Origin of the sequence: Lysinibacillus sp. NPDC048646 (assembly GCF_050272295.1) — a bacterium.
Classification (GTDB): Bacteria; Bacillota; Bacilli; order Bacillales_A; family Planococcaceae; genus Lysinibacillus.
Map to the genome: position 1 here is coordinate 178,841 of NZ_JBNNLZ010000007.1, position 16,951 is coordinate 195,791.

The window sequence follows — 16,951 nt, forward strand, 5'->3', positions numbered from 1 at the left end:
AATATTCGTTAAGCACGCGCTCGTGTGATTAAACGGATTGGCGTTCCTTCAAAATCAAATGTTTCACGAATACGGTTTTCTAAGAAACGTTCATAAGAGAAATGCATTAGTTCCGTTTCGTTCACAAAGACCACGAATGTTGGCGGTTTAATCGCCACTTGCGTTGTATAATAAAGTCGTAAACGACGGCCTTTATCAGTTGGCGCTGGGTTACGTGCCACCGCATCCTCAATCACCTCATTCAGGATAGATGATTGTATACGCATTGCGTGATTTTCACTTACACGTTGGATAATCGGTAAAATTTGGTGTACACGTTGTTTCGTATTCGCTGACACGAAAATAATTGGCGCATAGTCCAAGAATAAGAAATGTTCACGAATTAGTTTTGTATGGACATTCATCGTTTTGTCGTCTTTTTCAACGGCATCCCATTTATTGACAACGATAATAACAGCTTTACCTGCTTCATGCGCATAGCCCGCGATTTTTTTGTCTTGTTCTTGAATGCCTTCTTCTGCATTCAGAACAACTAAGACAACATCAGAGCGTTCAATTGCACGCAATGCACGTAACACCGAATATTTTTCTGTTGTTTCATACACTTTACCTTTTTTACGCATTCCTGCTGTATCAATAATGACATATTCCTGTTCGTCATATTCGTAAGGCGTATCAATGGCATCTCGAGTTGTCCCAGCGATGTCACTTACAATCACGCGATCTTGACCTATGAATGCATTTACTAATGAAGATTTCCCAACATTTGGTCGGCCAATTAAAGAGAATTTAATGACATCGTCTCCATATTGTTCTTCATCTTCTTGTGGGAAGTGTTTCGCACATTCATCTAATAAATCCCCTAAGCCCAAGCCGTGAGAGCCTGAAATTGGCCAAGGCTCGCCAAAGCCAAGTGCATAGAAGTCATAAATCATTTCGCGCATGTCTGGATTATCAATTTTATTTACGGCTAATACAACTGGCTTTTTCGTTTTGTATAAAATTTTAGCAACTTGTTCATCTGCCGCCGTTACGCCTTCACGACCATTAGTCATAAAAATAATAACGTCCGCTTCTTCAATGGCAATCTCTGCTTGTTGACGAATTTGTTCTAAAAACGGCTCGTCTCCAATCTCAATACCACCTGTATCAATAATATTAAAGTCATGTGTTAACCACTCTGCCGAACTATAAATACGATCACGTGTTACGCCTGGAATATCTTCCACAATCGATACACGTTCTCCAACGATACGATTAAAAATCGTCGACTTACCTACGTTCGGACGACCTACGATGGCTACTACTGGTTTCGTCATCTGTACTTCATCCTTCCAACTTCTTGTCTTTCGCTATTATACACGAAAAATGCCATTATATCATATCATATCCATCAAAGGGATCACTTTTTACTGTTCGATCCATTAGTTAGGCAATTTTCACTGTAATATTTTTGATTTTTGATTCTTATCCGTCAATTCTATGATTTTATCCGCCACTCCAACTTTTCTATCAAAAAAAACGAGGATACATAACGTATCCTCGCTGCTACTACTTATTTAAAGTTTTTCAGTTGATCGCCAATGACATCACCGAAAGAGAACCCTGTGTTTTCTTCAGGTAATTCATAGTCGATTACTTCTTCAGCATCTGGATTTTCTAGTAAGTCCTTGATGCTTAGTGCAAGACGACCTTCGTCTGCATTGACATCAAGCACCTTTACCTGTACCTCTTGCCCTTCTTTTAATGCTTCATGTGGTGTGTTAATATGCTTATGTGCAATTTGCGAAATATGCACTAAGCCCTCTACACCTGGTAAAACTTCCACGAATGCACCAAATGAAGTAAGGCGTTTCACTCTTCCATCAAGCACTGTGCCTTTTGCAGCACGCTCTTCGATATTCGACCAAGGTCCAGGAATCGTATCTTTAATGGATAAAGAAATACGCTCATTCCCTAGGTCTACAGAAAGAACTTTAACCTGTACGCCTTGTCCTTCCGATAAAACCTCGCTCACATCATTCACATGCTCATGAGATACTTGTGAAATATGCACAAGCCCATCGATACCACCAAGATCAATGAATGCACCAAAGGATGCTATGCGTTGTACTTTTCCGTCTAATACATCACCAGCTTTAATTTGATTAATGACTTGTTTCTTTTGAGAAGCTTTTTCAGATTCTACTACCGCACGGTGAGATAAAATTAAACGATTTTTTTCTTTATCTAGCTCAACAATTTTAAAGCTTAAAGATTTACCTTTATAGCCTTCAAAATCATCAACAAAATAATCTTCTACAAGGGATGCCGGAACGAAGCCACGTACTCCTAAATCTACGACAAGACCACCTTTTACAATATCTTTAACTTCAGCTTCAAATACTTCTTCTGCAGCAAATTGTTGTTCAAGTGTGTCCCACGCTTTTAAGGCATCTACTTTACGTTTTGATAATACATAGTTTTCATCTTCAACTTTTGTAATCATCAACTCTAACTCATCCCCAACAGAGATAGCGTCAGACGCTCTTTCAATGTGTAAGCTCGATAATTCACTAATTGGTACGATCCCGTCAAACGGTGCACCCGGAATTGAAACAGTTACTGCTTTTTCATCAACCTGCTCTGCAATACCTTTGACGATATCACCTTCGTTAAACGTTTGTTCTGCATAGTTCATTTCTTCAGACATATGTAACCCTCCTTCGCATCTTCCCTTACTATTTTATTCGATATTGATGACAAAGACAAAAATAAATCCTTTAAATTCAAAAAATGTCTGAAATTTTAGGCTTTATGCCATTTTTTCATGTACTAATTTTAAAATGGCTTGCGCTGCAGCATCAATTGATAGCTCTGTCGTGTCTAAAAATATAGCATCCTCAGCTTGAATCAGTGGTGAAGCTTCACGCTCACTGTCCATTTTATCGCGCAAAGCGATTTCCTCTTGCAACTTTTCGATGGAGGACGCAATCCCCCGTTTCTCATTGTCAATAAAACGGCGTCTTGCTCGCTCTTCTACAGTTGCAGACATAAAGATTTTTAGTTCTGCATGCTTTAACACATGCGTAGCAATATCGCGTCCATCCATTACAACGCCACCATTTGCTGCAAGTTTTTGCTGCTGTGTCACTAAGAGTTCACGAATCTTAGCATGTGCAGCCACCTGCGAAACGGATGATGTTACTTCGTTAGAACGGATTTCAGCTGACACATTCTCCCCATCTAAAAAGACAAGTTGTCCTTGCGGAGAAGGCTTTAAATCAATTGTGCTAGCTGCTAACATTTCTGCTAATTTTGCTTCATCATCTAAATGTATGTTTTGTTGCATCGCTTTATACGTAACTGCCCGATACATTGCACCTGTATCGATATAAGTGAACCCTAGTGATTCTGCAACAATTTTTGCAATTGTACTTTTACCAGCACCTGCAGGTCCATCAATCGCAATTTGAATATTTTTTTTCATCTGTGCTTCCCTACTTTCTATCCACCATATTGTATCATAATAACCAAAAAAAGCCCTCTTTGAGAAGAGGGCTTTCATGAAAATTTAGACTTCAAATGGATTCATTTCTTTACGACGATTTACTAGCTGTCGTTCAAAGCAAAAACGTACAATATGCTGTTGATCGACGTCATCCGTATCTGTTAGCTGAATCGTTGCAATCTTCAACTCATCTTTTTCAAAAATACGAATAACTAAAGCGTCTGTTGTTACATAGTTAACATCCCCATTGGCAAATGGAAGAACGATCGTTAACTTTATTTCATCACCATCTTTGAAGGCCACTTCACCTTTTAAGATAAGTGCTAAACCACCTGCGCTAATATCCTCTGTTATGAATTGATATTTATAATCCTTAAATTGAACCGCTACATCTACAGGCGTTTCCACACGGACATATTCACGACGTTGAATTTTGATGAACTCCTCTGCTTGCGGGCAGTGCAACATAATCATCGGTATATTGCCAGCTTTTCGCCCAATCACTTCTGTATTAAAAGCAAAGGAATGTTTGTCCTCCGTATGGAAGGTTGCTCTAAATTCGGAACCATCTATCAAAAAGGCAGTTTTCTTTGTCACTACATTTGTTGGATAATCGATATAAATAATATTGTCTTTTTGTTCTACAACTTTACAGCGAAATTTTTCTACTTGCTCTGTATACGTAGGTTCAAGTTGTAATTGTGTACCAATTTTTATTTCCATGAGCATCTCCCCGAACAAAAAATATACATTCATTATCGCACGAGATGCAAATTTTTGCTATATGCACTGGAAGCATTTTCTTGGCTTTACGTTAAATATTCCACTTTTAAAACATTATGATTTTCAGCATCAATCACAATGCGGAATGTTTCCTGTGTCTTCCCATTACGAACGGCAATCACTTCATAGCACAGACGTTGTTGGAATTGACCATTATCCGTGTAAATATTTTTCACTTCTTCTACTCGTACATCTTCATCGAAGAAAGTTTTCCAATCAATCGGTTTTGCAGTTTGCGGTTTAATCGTTTCTTCTTGAATATATTCCATAGCATTGGCACCGAGTAATTCGCCAGTGTCTTTTGCGACTTTTAATTGGACGCCATCTGCATAAATTAAAGCTTTGTCACTTGGGTTAACACGGGCAAATGTCACATGCCATGCTAAATGGTTTTCTCTCGATTCGACAAAGGCAACATCTTTCATCCCAAGTCTCTTTAAATGTTCTTCTGCCTTTTTAATAATTTCTTCTTGAGAAAGTTTTGCCTCATCAACAGGTCGCTCGACTAAATAGGACAGTAAATGTCCACCTTTTTCTGTTAAATCAACGTACCCTAGACGTATACCTTGATGGAATTGAATATGATAAAACGGATACGGAGCAGTATCACTACTTTTTGTTACCGTAAACGTAGCATCTTTAATCAATGGGAATAAATATTTTACTTTTTCTAACGCTTCTTTTTCTGTAATGACAGAATCTTGTAACGCTTTTAGCTCAATTTTTTTCTGCCAATCCGATTCACTTAATGTCAGCGGGAAATCTTTTTCACCATAATCCTTTAACGTACTTTTCACATTATCAAACGAAGTATTCGGATTTTTGTCATCTACTTGCCGCAACCAAACATTCATATTGCCATCCTGTTTATAATAATCGACTGTTGCAGTCGTCCATTCATCGGATAGTGCTTGTAAATTTGTAGAGACTTGCGGCATTTTTTCTCGCCAAGCCTCATAATCTCCTGTTTTGGACGTTTTCTTGGCCTCTTCTCCAAGTTTCCCCAAATAACCCAGCCACTCGTTCGAAAGCTCTTGTCCAATCGGAATATTCGATATGGATGATCGGACTTCCGAACTTAGTCGCCAAACGGAATCCAGCTCACTATGAATGGCTTGTTCGTCTTGAAATAAGAGTGACTGCGAAACAGCTCTTTGTAAGTACGATAATTTTTCTGAGGCATCGGTTAATTTTTCTGTGTACTGCGCATGCACGGTACGTTGTAGACTTTCCTTATCAGCGTGCAAATTAATGCTGTACGCTCCTAAACCGATGACTGCTGCAGTTAAGATTACGAGCAATGTTCTCATCTGTTTTCCTCCTATCTATGAACAGAAAATATGCTCACCAATTTGTTTTATTTGAGGTCGTGACCAAATCCACTTACTTGTTGCTGTTTTCGGATTAAAATAATAAAGCGCATTTTCCGACGGATCCCAGCCATTCATAGCATCAATAACTGCCTCTTTTGCACGTTGGTTCGGTTCAAGCCAAATCTGTCCATCAGCAACAGCTGTAAACGCTAAAGGTTGGAAAATTATTCCTGAAATTGTATTTGGGAATTCCGAACTCTCGAGTCGATTTAAAATAACAGCAGCTACCGCGACTTGTCCTTCATAAGGCTCTCCCCTGGCTTCTCCGTATACTGCATTCGCTAAAAGCTGTAATTCACGTTCCGTATATTTTGGAGGAATCTGCGTATCGGTACCATTATTATTGCTACTACCGCTATTGTTACCGCTTGCTGTACCACCGCCACCTCCGCCGGTATTATTTTTTTTCACTTGCTGATCAAGCGGCTTCCCACCATAATAGGTAAATTGATTGCCTGCTTTTAGCTGTGCCTTCACCCATTTCTCATCATAATCTGAATGGCCTGCTAAAGCTTTTTTCGTCTTTGTACCGGCTATGCCATCCACTGGTATTCCATATTTATCTTGGAAATTTCGTAAAGCCCAGTATGTGTTATAGCCGAATTTACCATCAATTTTACTTGTGTAAAATCCTAAGTATTGTAGCCTAGCTTGTAATTCAATAACATCATCACCATATGCTCCACGAGTAATCTGTTGGTCGCTAAACGCAATGGCATCATTTTGCGGAATTGAAACGATACTAACCGCAAACATCAAACAAAAAAGTATGCTTAATAAACGCACAATCATCACTCCTTTTTTCATAGCTTGAAGCAATCGACGTATTTTATACTAAAAAAAATATAAAAGCGCAGAAATCTATTTCAATTTCTACGCTTTTATATTTTTTTATGCATATGAAGATGTTGGACAAGATGATAATGCGCAAGCTTTACTTTACGTAGGCCAAACCACCATAAAAAAAGCATAAACGGTATCATTAAATATACCCAGTGTCCTTTAAATGATAATATTGTATTGTATAAAATGTGTAAAACGACCGGTGCACATAACGCCATAGCAATCATTTCTTTTGTCTTTGCAAACTTCAAGAACTTGGCACGTCCATAGTAGTAACCCATCACTACACCGAATAGTGCATGACTCGAAACAGGTAATAATGCACGCATAAATGCTGTATCAAGGCCGAACGATAGTAAATATAAAACATTCTCAATCGTTGCAAAACCAAGAGATACACTTGCACCATATAAAATGCCATCATAAGGATCATCAAATTCCACATGATTGTAAATCGCTATTAATAGAACGAACCATTTAAAAAACTCTTCAATGACACTGGAGAAAAGAACATCTTGTAAGTAAACATATCGAAAAACCCCTTCCTCTGTCAGCACATACTGTAGGAACAGAATCGGGAACGTTAAAAATGCACCATATAAAAACGTTTGAAGTAAAGTTTTTCTTGGCTCCGTTGCCATTTGATTGCGCAAATAAAAGTAACTAAAAAGCGCTAGACCGGGAGCAATGGCAGCTGATAAGAGAATGATCATGATGCCGGCCCCTTTCAACAATCAATTTCGCCTTAACGTCATTGTGTCCGGATTTTGGATTGTGCTTAGGCCTGCATAATAGCCGACATGATGGCGGTCATTTCGGTAATACCACAAGGACGTGGCAGTTTTACCGATGCAGGTCACTTAGTAGTGATCACCTAGATGCGATGAATTTAGGCTAACATCGACAATCGATTCCTTTCAAAACCCGTAACATTCGTCAGAGGCTTGATCTTCATTCAGCTTCTTCGGGGTGGCATTTGCTGTCGCCACAAAATACATCTACTGAATGAAAATAGACTTTTATTATTATACCATGTAATGACAAAAAAGATTTTAAAAAGGAGATTTTATTTTATGAGAAAAACGATTTTACTAATTCATACGGGTGGCACAATTTCCATGGCAATGAGTGCTGAAGGAGCCGTCATGCCAAACAAAGAAAATCCACTTATGAAAGAAAGTAATAAGCTCGATTCCCTTGCAAGCATTATAGAAATGGAGGCCTTCAACCTCCCATCACCACATATTACACCAAACGAAATGCTTAGTTTACGTAACCTAATTATTGAGAAAGTTTCAGCTGCACAAATCGATGGCGTAGTTATTACCCACGGTACAGATACATTAGAAGAAACGGCCTACTTTTTAGAGTTAACAACAAATTTACACATTCCTATCGTATTAACAGGCGCCATGCGTTCCTCCAACGAAATAGGTGCAGATGGCATCTACAATTTAGTTGAAGCTGTACGTGTCGCTGTGGATGACGAAGCGTGTGATAAAGGTGTGTTAGTGGTCATGAATGACGAAGTGCACCTTGCAGTAAACACAACAAAAACGAGCACCAGTTCAGTAAATACTTTCCAGTCTCCGCAGTATGGGCCCATTGGACTCATTACTAAAACGCGCATTTTATTTCATCATGCCCCCATTCGTCGTCATTATGTAGACGTACAATCGTTATCAAAACGAGTGGCCATGCTAAAAGTATATGCAGGGATGGAAGTTGATTTACTCGATGTCGTGCTTGCCTGTCAATATGATGGTGTCATTTTAGAAGGACTCGGACAAGGTAATGTTCCCCCTGCAGTTGTAAAAGGCATCGAAAGTCTATTAGAACGCGGTATACCGGTCGTGCTCGTCTCACGTTGCTTTAATGGTATAGCTGAAGGTGTATATGGCTACATCGGTGGCGGTAAGATGTTAGAAGACTTAGGTGCACTTTTTGCAACAGGCATCAACGGCCAAAAGGCAAGGTTAAAATTGTTAATCGGTCTAAACAAAGTAGGGACTCCACTGAACCTCAAGGATTTTTTCCTTTGAACCTCTCACGACTGAAGTCACGAGTGTTCTCGTCGAATCCATAAATTCAGTGTATTCAAGGGGCACGTTGGCTTATGCAACTACTATTTGCTCATAAAAGCGCAAAATTTCATACAATCGTGCTATCGCTTCCTCAAAATCAGGCTGGATAACCGAAAATTGTATTAAATTTCTTTGACACAAATAGTTACTATCACTATGAATAAACAAGCCATTCAATTTCAAATCAGTACTTAAGGATGCAAGAGCCTCTGGGCAACGTAAAGTCACAATCATTGGATAGTGTGTAGTTGGTAACTGATTGTGCATAAACGGAAGCTGCAGCAATCCATCAAAACGCTGCTGTAGCTGCCCATAACGGGCAGGATAGAGTTGTAGCGCCGATTCGACATTCCCAACAAGAACTGCCGGCAACGTAAATGGGACGGTACCTAGTTGATAATTGGCCAAATCTAAATAGGCAGGTAAAGTCGAAGAAAGTTTCGCTCGTTCCTGCGAAAAAACAAAGGCTAATCCACTAAGGGCTCCAATCGCTTTACCGCTCACGGCTGTTGCTAGATAGCATCCTTTTAATGAAAACGGCATTGCGCCAAAGGAACTAATGCAATCAAGGCATAGCTTTACGCCGTAACGCATTGTTAGCTGAATGAGCACCTCTAAATCATTACATGTCCCGGTGGATGTTTCTCCATGCACGGCGAGTAACCATTTATAGGCATTTGTTTGTAAAAAGGACTCCAGGTGTTGCTTGTCAAACACCTCTCCCCAGTCCAATTCAATCACATCAAAATCCAATGACCAACGCTGTGCTTGCTGTCGAAGGCGCTCTCCAAATTCACCGTTCGTTAAAATAAGTCCTCGCCCAAGCTGTTGTTCCTTTAATTGACCGAGCATGACTTCATTTGCCAATGTACCTGAACCTACAAGCGTGGCAACATGCGAAGCTCCTGATAATTGCAGAAGTCGGTTTGTCATGCGCTTATACAACGCTTCAAAGGCCTGTGAACGATGGGATAGCTCGGAATACAAAATCATTCCTTGCTGTTTCACTGGTCCGGGATAAAATGTATAACTCTCCTTTGCGAGCTTCCGCTGTAATGATTCTTCAAATTGTTGCCTCGTTAATACCATTGGTAAGAATAGGGCATCCTCTGTACCCACTGCTGGTGCAAATTGTGTAAAGCCCATTTGCTGATATAGCTTTTCCTCACGTGTCGTACCGGAAATCACCGCAGCTGAATAGCCTTTTTCATAGGCAAAGGCATTCAAGGCTTGAGTTAATTTTAGTAGGACGCGTCCTGTACGATATTTCTTCTTTACAGCAAGCAAGCGAATTTCACATAGCTTAGCACAAATCTCTTGCGGTAAATATTGCTCTACCTCACCTATTTTCTCATCAATAGAAAATGGACGTTGATCTCGGAAGGCCAGCATACCGACAAGCTCTATTCCTTTATAAACAACTAAATACGTATTTTGATGATGAAAACGATCCAACTTTCTTCTCATTGCATTCGGCTCATGTTGGGGAATTTCCTCAACAAAAGTTTCATAATTCAACTGCGCAATGGCGTCAAATTCAGCATCGGTTTGCGCTACTTTACACCAATACATATACTCACTTCCCTCGTTCTAAAGACTCTTTTATATTCGATATATGCTTTATGAGCATACAGATTATTGCAATTATCAACGGTATGTATAAAAGTAAATGACCTGTCAAAACAATTGCGCCTACGTATAAAATGAGGCCACCTACCATGCCAAGTGTCAGACTTCTCGTTGCAACAAACACAATAGCGGTACCGACAATCATCATCAAAAATAAATTTGGTGATAATGCAAGACCAACACCAATAAAGGTAGCTACGCCTTTCCCACCATTAAACCTCAACCAAACCGGATATAAATGCCCGAGGATCACAAGGCCAGCTCCTACAACCACTACCCATTCTTCAACATGCCATAAACGTCCTACTACCACGATAAGTACACCTTTTAATAAATCACCAAGTAACGTCCATAGAAAAGCTGCTTTTCCAATCACACTGCCAGCGTTACGAGCCCCTAAGTTTTTACTTCTTTCTTGCTGTAAATTAACTCCATATCCTTTTCCAACGAAATAGGCTGTCATAAAGTTTCCCATTCCATAACTTAAAAGCCAATATAGTCCAATCAAACTTTTCCCCTTTCGAAACATCGTGCATCGTTCTATCTGACACATTTCTCATTTTATCCATCTATCTACAAAGAAAGCTGCATAAGCAGTTTATGCCTATACAGCTTCCTTTTATTATTTTCTTTCAGCAATTGCCTTGGCAATACAATCGCCATGGAAACGACCATTTTCTATAAAGATTTCATTGGCATTATTCCCTGCTGCAATGACTCCAGCAATGAACAATCCCTCTACATTCGTCTCCATAGTTTCTGGTTGACAGAACGGACGACCTGACTCATCATCAATTGATACACCCATCGCACTAATAAAAGAATGATCTGGGTGATACCCTGTCATGGCGAACACAAAATCATTTTTTAAGATTTCTTCTCGACCATCGATTTCTACTACAACCTCATGCTCACGGATTTCCTTGATATTTGTATTGAAGTGCATTGTGACTTCTCCGTTCCGTACTACACCTTCGAACTCTGGTAGTACCCAAGGCTTAATGCTTGGTGAATACTCGCTACCACGATAAATGACCGTGACACGCGCTCCAGCCTTGTTCAACTCTAACGCAGCATCTACTGCTGAGTTTTTACCACCTATAATAAGGACATCGGTATCGAAAAATTCATGTCCTTCTTTAAAGTAATGGAACACTATCGGTAATTCCTCACCCGGTATATCCAAAAAGTTCGGATGATCGTAGTAACCTGTTGCAATTACAACATAAGGCGTCTCATAGACATTTTTATCTGTCGTTACTGTAAAGACCTCTCCATTTTTCACAACACTGCCGACTGTTTCAAAACGGTTCACTTGAATATTTTTCAAACGCACCACTTCACGATAATACACAAGTGCTTGATTTCGTTTTGGCTTCCGTCCTTCAATGATGAACGGCACGTCACTAATCGCTAAACGTTCACTCGTACTAAAAAACGTTTGGTGCGTTGGGTAATTGTAAATCGCATTTACGATGTTTCCTTTTTCAATCACAATTGGTTGTAAACCAATATTTTGCAAAGATATTGCTGCTGCTAAGCCACAAGGGCCTCCTCCAACAATAATTGCATCTACTTGTTGCATTGTTTGACACTCCTATCAAATTCGCACCAGCGTTTTTATCGCTGAAGCTTCAATTGCGTGCAGAGCACTTTTTTCCCCTGCGAGACATCTGCCGTATTAAAACTATCAATTACGCCTCGGCATCGTTATATCCGAGTATTGAACTGGGCTTAGACATGCACAAGGACCGACTTGCTGTTGGTCACTTCGGTACAAGTCTTGGTGCTATTGTCGATACAGGTCGAATAGTCGAAGTTGTCTGGAAGCGACGTCATTAGACTAATTCCCTTTAATTCCCCTGCAAAATGCGTAACATCCGCAGGAAGCCTATCTTCATTCAGCAAAGCGTTTAAACACACGCTGAAAAGAGTTACAATCGCATTCTTCCTTCTAGTGAGAAAAATTTGTCGAATAATAAATAAAATCGACGATCCTTTCCATTATACGCCTTTCAGATATTTTTGGTTGTTTATTTACCTGAAATTTCAATGTCAATTATATGACATTGTGGTTTTGCGCCAAAACGTAACGGCAATAATGTTGTACCATAACCGTTGCTTACAAGAGTCATCACACCCTCACGCTCGCGATAAGAGCCATTTGGATGTACACCATACGGGCCAAGTCGAATTTGTCCGCCATGTAAATGTCCACCCATCATTAAATCTGCTCTAAATTTTGCACGTACACGAGCAAAGACGCCAGGATTATGTGAAATAAAAACAACTAAATCCTTCTCCGGAACTTTTTCAAAAGCCGCATCAAAGCTATATTTCATTGTGGATGTATCTTCAATAGCACTTAACCAAAAACGATTTTTCTGAGGAAGTAATAGCGCATCATTAGCCAAAATGGTAACCCCATGTTGTTGTAAAATACTACGTAGTCGCTCCTCGCCAACTTCTCTGTCATTATTCCCCCATACAAAAAAGGTAGGTCCTAGCGGTGTCAATAAATCGAGGTTCTCATGAATACGTGAAATGGGTGTACGACTATCTGCAAAATCTCCACCGATTATGACCGCATCAAAAGAGCCATCTAACTGCTCGATCATTTGGTGGTTAATTTTTCGCAAATGCGTATCAGATATGAAAAATAGTCGAATTTTTTCTTGCTTACCTTTCAGTACTAATTCATGATGTAAGACATTGTTTTCAAATGCAACCTTCCACATATAGAGTAGGAAGGCGATGACTACTAATAGAAATACACCGATATAAATCATTCCCTCACTCCTCCTAACGAAAGCAAAAAGACGATTCATTTTTAAGAAGAATCGCCTTTTCACTAAATCAGACGAACGTCTTAGCCTTACTTGGTGTTGACGTTTGTCCATTATTTTATACTAGAAAAACATCATTGCCAATGAATGACACTTGTTTTTCTTATGGTAGTTTAATAACTTGGCCAACCATTACTGTGTTGGAAGTCATACCGTTCGCTGCACGGATTTTTGCTAGCGTTGCTTCACTACCATTGCCGTAGTGATTCAATGCGATTCGATATAAATTTTCATTTTCTTTGACAGTATGTGTGCTTGCTTTTGCTGCAGCTTGCTTCGCTTCTTCAGCTTTACGTGCCTGCTCGGCCTTCTTCGCTTCTTCCGCTTTTCTTGCAGCCTCAGCCTGTTGCTGTGCTAGTTTAGCCTCTTCAGCCTTTTTTGCTTCGGCTTTTTTCGCTTCTTCAGCAGCCTTCTGTTTTTCTGCTAGCTTCTCAGCATCTTTTTTTGCTTGCTCTTTTGCTTCTTCATTTGCTTTAGCATCTTTATCATTTGAATCTGTTGCCGCTGAAGCTTTTGCTTCATCGCCCGACTTGTCAATTTCAACAACAGCATCCATGGAGTCCTTTTCGGCTTCTTCAATCGTTTTACCAGGTTCATAGAATTTCACCAAATAGATTAATATCGTTAATGGGATTAGTATAAAAATCACTAAAAGAATGGTCATTAACGGCGTTTTACGTTTCGTATTTTTTGGCTTGTTGTTAGTGCTTCCATTTTTGTTCATTCTCGAAACTCTTGACAAATTTTGCTGTTCTTGTTGTTCTTCTTCAAATGATTGACGATGTTCTTCGATTTTATCACGATAGTCTTCTTTACTCATTCGTTTGTACCCCCAACCTTACTACGCTTTCTATCATTCTATTATGACGAATTTTGCGAAAAAAGTAAATGACCGACAATTATAGTTTAAAAACCTATTAAGAGCTGTTTCAATCGACTTTCCCATGGGATCATTTCTACTTTTTTCTCTTGCTTTAAGCGTACTTTATTGATTTCATCATAATGGATTCCACAATTTTCACAACAGTTTTCGGGCTTTTCCTGCAATTTTTGCCCAAAATACCCGACTAGTTGCGTGCGAATACAGTCTTTTGTCTGAGTAATTTTTAGCATCTCATCAACAGCTTGATATTTTTCTAGTACCAATTGATTTAGACGTGCCTTTACTTGCTCTGCAGATTCCTTGTGTAACCAGTACTCTAGAACGCGAAAGGCTGTCTCACTCAGTTCCCCATTCTTTAACATTTGCGATGGCTGCACATGTTGTAGAAGAAGCTCTTGGTAGCGATCTACATGACCAGATGAAGGTAAGTCGCCTGTTACTACAAATTTAGCAAGCTCTTCGTCCCCATCACAATAAAGTAAAATCGCAAGTGCAGGCTCACCATCACGTCCTGCCCGCCCTATCTCTTGCATATAGTTGGCGACATTTGCTGGCATTGTTTCATGAATCACCTGTCGAATATCTGACTTATTAATCCCCATCCCAAAAGCATTGGTAGCCACAATCCAGTCTAACTCTCCGTCAATAAACTGCTGCTGAATAAACTGACGATCCTCTGCCCCATAGCCTGCATGATAAGCGGCCACTCGTATACCCGCTTGCGCAAATGCTTCACTATATTGCTCCACACGCTTTCGGGAAGACATGTATAAAATACCTGGTCCCGCAGTTTCTTTTATATGTTGCATGATCCATTTTGCCTTATCTATTCGATCTGCGAATACGACACGCCCTAAAGATATAGAAGGTCGATCCACATTATACATAAATTCAAACGGTTCATGTAGCGATAATGTTGTACGAATATCATTGACAACTTTTTGCGTTGCAGTCGCCGACAATGCTAGCACAGGTGGACGTTTTTCTTGTAAAAACCATTCACCAATCCGTAAGTAGTCTGGCCGAAAATCAAAACCCCACTGAGAAATACAGTGCGCTTCATCGATTACAATTAGACTTAACTCCATTTTTGATAATTTTTCCTGGACCTGTTGTTGCAGTAGCATTTCAGGTGATGTAAAAATAAAACGATATTGCTCTAGAAAATGTAGTGCATAACGTTTTTCGTCGAGTGATAAAAATGAATTTAAGGCCACCACTCTTTTTTCTCCAATACGTTTTAACTGCTCTACTTGATCTTGCATTAATGACAATAAAGGCGACACAATTAATACAGGCTTCTGCAAAATATATCCGGGTAATTGATAGCAAAGTGATTTACCCATCCCTGTTGGTAATAATGCAATCCCATCTTTCCCAGCAAGTATTGCTTCAATCACTTCCTTTTGACCAGGTCGAAAAGTTGTATAGCCAAAATATTTCGCTAATGTTTGTTCTAGTTCCATTTATACTTCTCCCTTCGCAAGGACAAGTCTGAGTTGGAAGTAGCTCATGCCTTCAACCACTTCGTGCAATGCCTTTAATTTTTTTGTTTGATATTGCTTGGATGCCTGCCAAACTTTTTCCGCTTCTTCATAAGAGACGAATGGGCCAATGGAAAAGTTCGGTTCATTCATTGCTAATTCAACTAAATGATCCTCAATCGTACTTTGTTTTAAATTGCGCATTTGGACGATTTGATCCATTGAATAGCCTTGCTCATATAAATGAGCAGTCTGTTGTGTGGAATCGGTCAGCAACGCCTTAATGCGTAACCCATCTGCGATTTGACCAAGTAGTAAATATTCATTGGTCTTGTGCACTTCATTTAATAGTGTATGTAGCAGTTCTATAAATGCTAATTGACTATCTAAAACGGTTTCCTTGCGATCATTTGCCAGTTGCTGCCACGTCCAGCCAGGTAAACCATGACCACTCAATCGATAAAGGACTAGCTGTTTATTTCGATCAGATAAAGACAGTGCAGCCAATACTTGTTGACATTCCTCGAATAGCTGTTGCTGCAAATGCCCTGACCGATACTTATGATCGACTAAGAATGTACGCACCCACGCTTGTACTTGTGGATCTTTGCTAATCGGAGAAAATGAATGAATCTCAGCTCGATGATACGATAAACTTTGGACAATCAGGGATAATCGAGCAAAAAACGCATGCTCATTTCCTCGATAATGCCAACCATCAAACAAAAAAGTGGCTGTCTGCTCTGCACGCTGTAAACCTAGCTTTTTCATGGAATAGTGACCGGTTTCCTGCATATTTAACCAACTATATTGCAAAAACGTGGATACGACCTCATCAAATGTAGCCCGTGGTAACTTTGGGAGTAAACCAAAATAGTTATGTAGCTGAAAGAGTCCAATGTCTTGAATCGTCTGGCCTGAACGTTTTCCTCTTAATACATGATAAGCCGCTGAAACTGTTCGTTCGTTATTGAGTTTCTGAAAAATTTGCAATAAAATTTGTTGAAACATTGTAGCAAATTCCTCCAATTTAATAGTATTATGTTGAAATGTAAGATAAACATCTTTAAAATGAGTATGAAGCTTTGTAGGAACATTGTAAAAGGAGAGAAAGAAATGGCTAAATACACAATTGTTGATAAAGATACATGCATCGCTTGTGGCGCATGCGGAGCTGCAGCACCTGATATTTATGATTACGATGATGAAGGTATTGCCTTCGTCATTTTAGATGATAACATGGGAACTACTGAAGTTCCAGAAGATCTACTAGAAGACATGCAAGACGCTTTCGAAGGTTGCCCAACTGATTCTATCAAAGTAGCAGATGAAACATTTGATGGCGATTCACTAAAATTCGAATAGTTTTATTGAGCACCATTACAACAACAAGGCATCCATAATTGGATGCCTTAGACTGTAAACAAACAAAAATTGAGTTTGATCTGACCCAAAAAAGTTAGACAAATAATTTAAGCAGCTTCTAAGATCTGAGTCCGGTATTGTACCGGACTCAGATCTTTTAATTTTGCCTTC

At 39.5% G+C, this 16,951-nt stretch carries 16 protein-coding genes; 2 read left to right on the top strand and 14 right to left on the bottom strand.

Annotation, left to right across the window (positions count from 1 at the left end; all coding sequences use genetic code 11):
• Nucleotides 1-8 precede the first annotated feature (8 nt).
• The 7 genes from der to prsW all read right to left on the bottom strand — a co-directional run bounded on the left by der (nucleotide 9) and on the right by prsW (nucleotide 7,202).
• Nucleotides 9-1,319, bottom strand: coding sequence for a ribosome biogenesis GTPase Der (gene der, locus ACQKII_RS10710; protein WP_427459031.1), 1,311 nt, complete (start codon nucleotides 1,317-1,319; stop codon nucleotides 9-11).
• A gap of 236 nt (nucleotides 1,320-1,555) precedes the next feature.
• Nucleotides 1,556-2,692 carry a 30S ribosomal protein S1 gene (rpsA, locus tag ACQKII_RS10715; protein ID WP_427459033.1) on the bottom strand — a complete coding sequence of 379 codons (1,137 nt, stop codon included), beginning with the start codon at nucleotides 2,690-2,692 and terminating at the stop codon, nucleotides 1,556-1,558.
• Between the two features lie 102 nt (nucleotides 2,693-2,794).
• Nucleotides 2,795-3,469, bottom strand: a complete 675-nt coding sequence (cmk, locus tag ACQKII_RS10720; RefSeq protein WP_427459035.1) for a (d)CMP kinase — start codon at nucleotides 3,467-3,469, stop codon at nucleotides 2,795-2,797.
• Between the two features lie 84 nt (nucleotides 3,470-3,553).
• Nucleotides 3,554-4,213, bottom strand: a complete 660-nt coding sequence (locus tag ACQKII_RS10725; protein ID WP_427459037.1) for a flagellar brake protein — start codon at nucleotides 4,211-4,213, stop codon at nucleotides 3,554-3,556.
• Between the two features lie 86 nt (nucleotides 4,214-4,299).
• A complete protein-coding gene (locus ACQKII_RS10730; RefSeq protein WP_427459039.1) occupies nucleotides 4,300-5,583 on the bottom strand; it encodes a PepSY1/2 domain-containing protein in 1,284 nt (427 codons plus the stop codon).
• A gap of 15 nt (nucleotides 5,584-5,598) precedes the next feature.
• Nucleotides 5,599-6,432 (bottom strand): spore cortex-lytic enzyme, encoded by an 834-nt coding sequence (sleB, locus tag ACQKII_RS10735; protein ID WP_427459041.1) that lies wholly within the window; start codon nucleotides 6,430-6,432, stop codon nucleotides 5,599-5,601.
• Between the two features lie 95 nt (nucleotides 6,433-6,527).
• The gene (gene prsW / locus ACQKII_RS10740; protein ID WP_427459043.1) at nucleotides 6,528-7,202 is read right to left on the bottom strand and encodes a glutamic-type intramembrane protease PrsW; all 675 of its coding nucleotides are present in this window, start codon (nucleotides 7,200-7,202) and stop codon (nucleotides 6,528-6,530) included.
• A gap of 360 nt (nucleotides 7,203-7,562) precedes the next feature.
• Here prsW and ACQKII_RS10745 point away from each other — a divergent pair, with 360 nt between their 5' ends.
• Nucleotides 7,563-8,531, top strand: a complete 969-nt coding sequence (locus tag ACQKII_RS10745) for an asparaginase (RefSeq protein WP_427459045.1) — start codon at nucleotides 7,563-7,565, stop codon at nucleotides 8,529-8,531.
• 72 nt (nucleotides 8,532-8,603) lie between these two features.
• On the opposite strand, the gene ACQKII_RS10750 is transcribed toward ACQKII_RS10745, so the two are convergent.
• The 7 genes from ACQKII_RS10750 to ACQKII_RS10780 all read right to left on the bottom strand — a co-directional run bounded on the left by ACQKII_RS10750 (nucleotide 8,604) and on the right by ACQKII_RS10780 (nucleotide 16,426).
• Nucleotides 8,604-10,145: an aminotransferase class V-fold PLP-dependent enzyme gene (locus ACQKII_RS10750; RefSeq protein ID WP_427459047.1), complete on the bottom strand. Its 1,542-nt coding sequence runs from the start codon at nucleotides 10,143-10,145 to the stop codon at nucleotides 8,604-8,606.
• Between the two features lie 4 nt (nucleotides 10,146-10,149).
• Complete coding sequence (locus ACQKII_RS10755; RefSeq protein ID WP_427459049.1) at nucleotides 10,150-10,710, bottom strand: glycerol-3-phosphate acyltransferase; 561 nt, start codon at nucleotides 10,708-10,710, stop codon at nucleotides 10,150-10,152.
• Between the two features lie 114 nt (nucleotides 10,711-10,824).
• Nucleotides 10,825-11,787 carry a YpdA family putative bacillithiol disulfide reductase gene (locus tag ACQKII_RS10760; protein ID WP_427459051.1) on the bottom strand — a complete coding sequence of 321 codons (963 nt, stop codon included), beginning with the start codon at nucleotides 11,785-11,787 and terminating at the stop codon, nucleotides 10,825-10,827.
• Nucleotides 11,788-12,235: 448 nt separating this feature from the next.
• Nucleotides 12,236-12,991, bottom strand: a complete 756-nt coding sequence (locus ACQKII_RS10765) for a metallophosphoesterase (RefSeq protein ID WP_427459052.1) — start codon at nucleotides 12,989-12,991, stop codon at nucleotides 12,236-12,238.
• Nucleotides 12,992-13,151: 160 nt separating this feature from the next.
• Complete coding sequence (locus ACQKII_RS10770; RefSeq protein ID WP_427459054.1) at nucleotides 13,152-13,868, bottom strand: LysM peptidoglycan-binding domain-containing protein; 717 nt, start codon at nucleotides 13,866-13,868, stop codon at nucleotides 13,152-13,154.
• Between the two features lie 86 nt (nucleotides 13,869-13,954).
• Nucleotides 13,955-15,397: a RecQ family ATP-dependent DNA helicase gene (locus ACQKII_RS10775; RefSeq protein ID WP_427459056.1), complete on the bottom strand. Its 1,443-nt coding sequence runs from the start codon at nucleotides 15,395-15,397 to the stop codon at nucleotides 13,955-13,957.
• Complete coding sequence (locus ACQKII_RS10780) at nucleotides 15,398-16,426, bottom strand: helix-turn-helix domain-containing protein (protein ID WP_427459058.1); 1,029 nt, start codon at nucleotides 16,424-16,426, stop codon at nucleotides 15,398-15,400.
• A gap of 105 nt (nucleotides 16,427-16,531) precedes the next feature.
• Between ACQKII_RS10780 and ACQKII_RS10785 the strand changes: the two genes are divergently transcribed.
• On the top strand, nucleotides 16,532-16,780 hold the full coding sequence (locus tag ACQKII_RS10785) for a ferredoxin (protein WP_053584054.1): 249 nt from the start codon (nucleotides 16,532-16,534) through the stop codon (nucleotides 16,778-16,780).
• The last annotated feature ends 171 nt before the right edge of the window (nucleotides 16,781-16,951 follow it).

What these genes read in the sequence shown, in the direction of transcription:
- ACQKII_RS10730 (WP_427459039.1), bottom strand. Translation starts at nt 5,583, where the DNA reads ATGAGAACATTGCTCGTAATCTTAACTGCAGCAGTCATCGGTTTAGGA.
- cmk (WP_427459035.1), bottom strand. Translation starts at nt 3,469, where the DNA reads ATGAAAAAAAATATTCAAATTGCGATTGATGGACCTGCAGGTGCTGGT.
- prsW (WP_427459043.1), bottom strand. Translation starts at nt 7,202, where the DNA reads ATGATCATTCTCTTATCAGCTGCCATTGCTCCCGGTCTAGCGCTTTTT.
- ACQKII_RS10780 (WP_427459058.1), bottom strand. Translation starts at nt 16,426, where the DNA reads ATGTTTCAACAAATTTTATTGCAAATTTTTCAGAAACTCAATAACGAA.
- ACQKII_RS10745 (WP_427459045.1), top strand. Translation starts at nt 7,563, where the DNA reads ATGAGAAAAACGATTTTACTAATTCATACGGGTGGCACAATTTCCATG.
- ACQKII_RS10725 (WP_427459037.1), bottom strand. Translation starts at nt 4,213, where the DNA reads ATGGAAATAAAAATTGGTACACAATTACAACTTGAACCTACGTATACA.
- ACQKII_RS10765 (WP_427459052.1), bottom strand. Translation starts at nt 12,991, where the DNA reads ATGATTTATATCGGTGTATTTCTATTAGTAGTCATCGCCTTCCTACTC.
- ACQKII_RS10770 (WP_427459054.1), bottom strand. Translation starts at nt 13,868, where the DNA reads ATGAGTAAAGAAGACTATCGTGATAAAATCGAAGAACATCGTCAATCA.
- ACQKII_RS10760 (WP_427459051.1), bottom strand. Translation starts at nt 11,787, where the DNA reads ATGCAACAAGTAGATGCAATTATTGTTGGAGGAGGCCCTTGTGGCTTA.
- ACQKII_RS10750 (WP_427459047.1), bottom strand. Translation starts at nt 10,145, where the DNA reads ATGTATTGGTGTAAAGTAGCGCAAACCGATGCTGAATTTGACGCCATT.
- rpsA (WP_427459033.1), bottom strand. Translation starts at nt 2,692, where the DNA reads ATGTCTGAAGAAATGAACTATGCAGAACAAACGTTTAACGAAGGTGAT.
- ACQKII_RS10785 (WP_053584054.1), top strand. Translation starts at nt 16,532, where the DNA reads ATGGCTAAATACACAATTGTTGATAAAGATACATGCATCGCTTGTGGC.
- ACQKII_RS10775 (WP_427459056.1), bottom strand. Translation starts at nt 15,397, where the DNA reads ATGGAACTAGAACAAACATTAGCGAAATATTTTGGCTATACAACTTTT.
- der (WP_427459031.1), bottom strand. Translation starts at nt 1,319, where the DNA reads ATGACGAAACCAGTAGTAGCCATCGTAGGTCGTCCGAACGTAGGTAAG.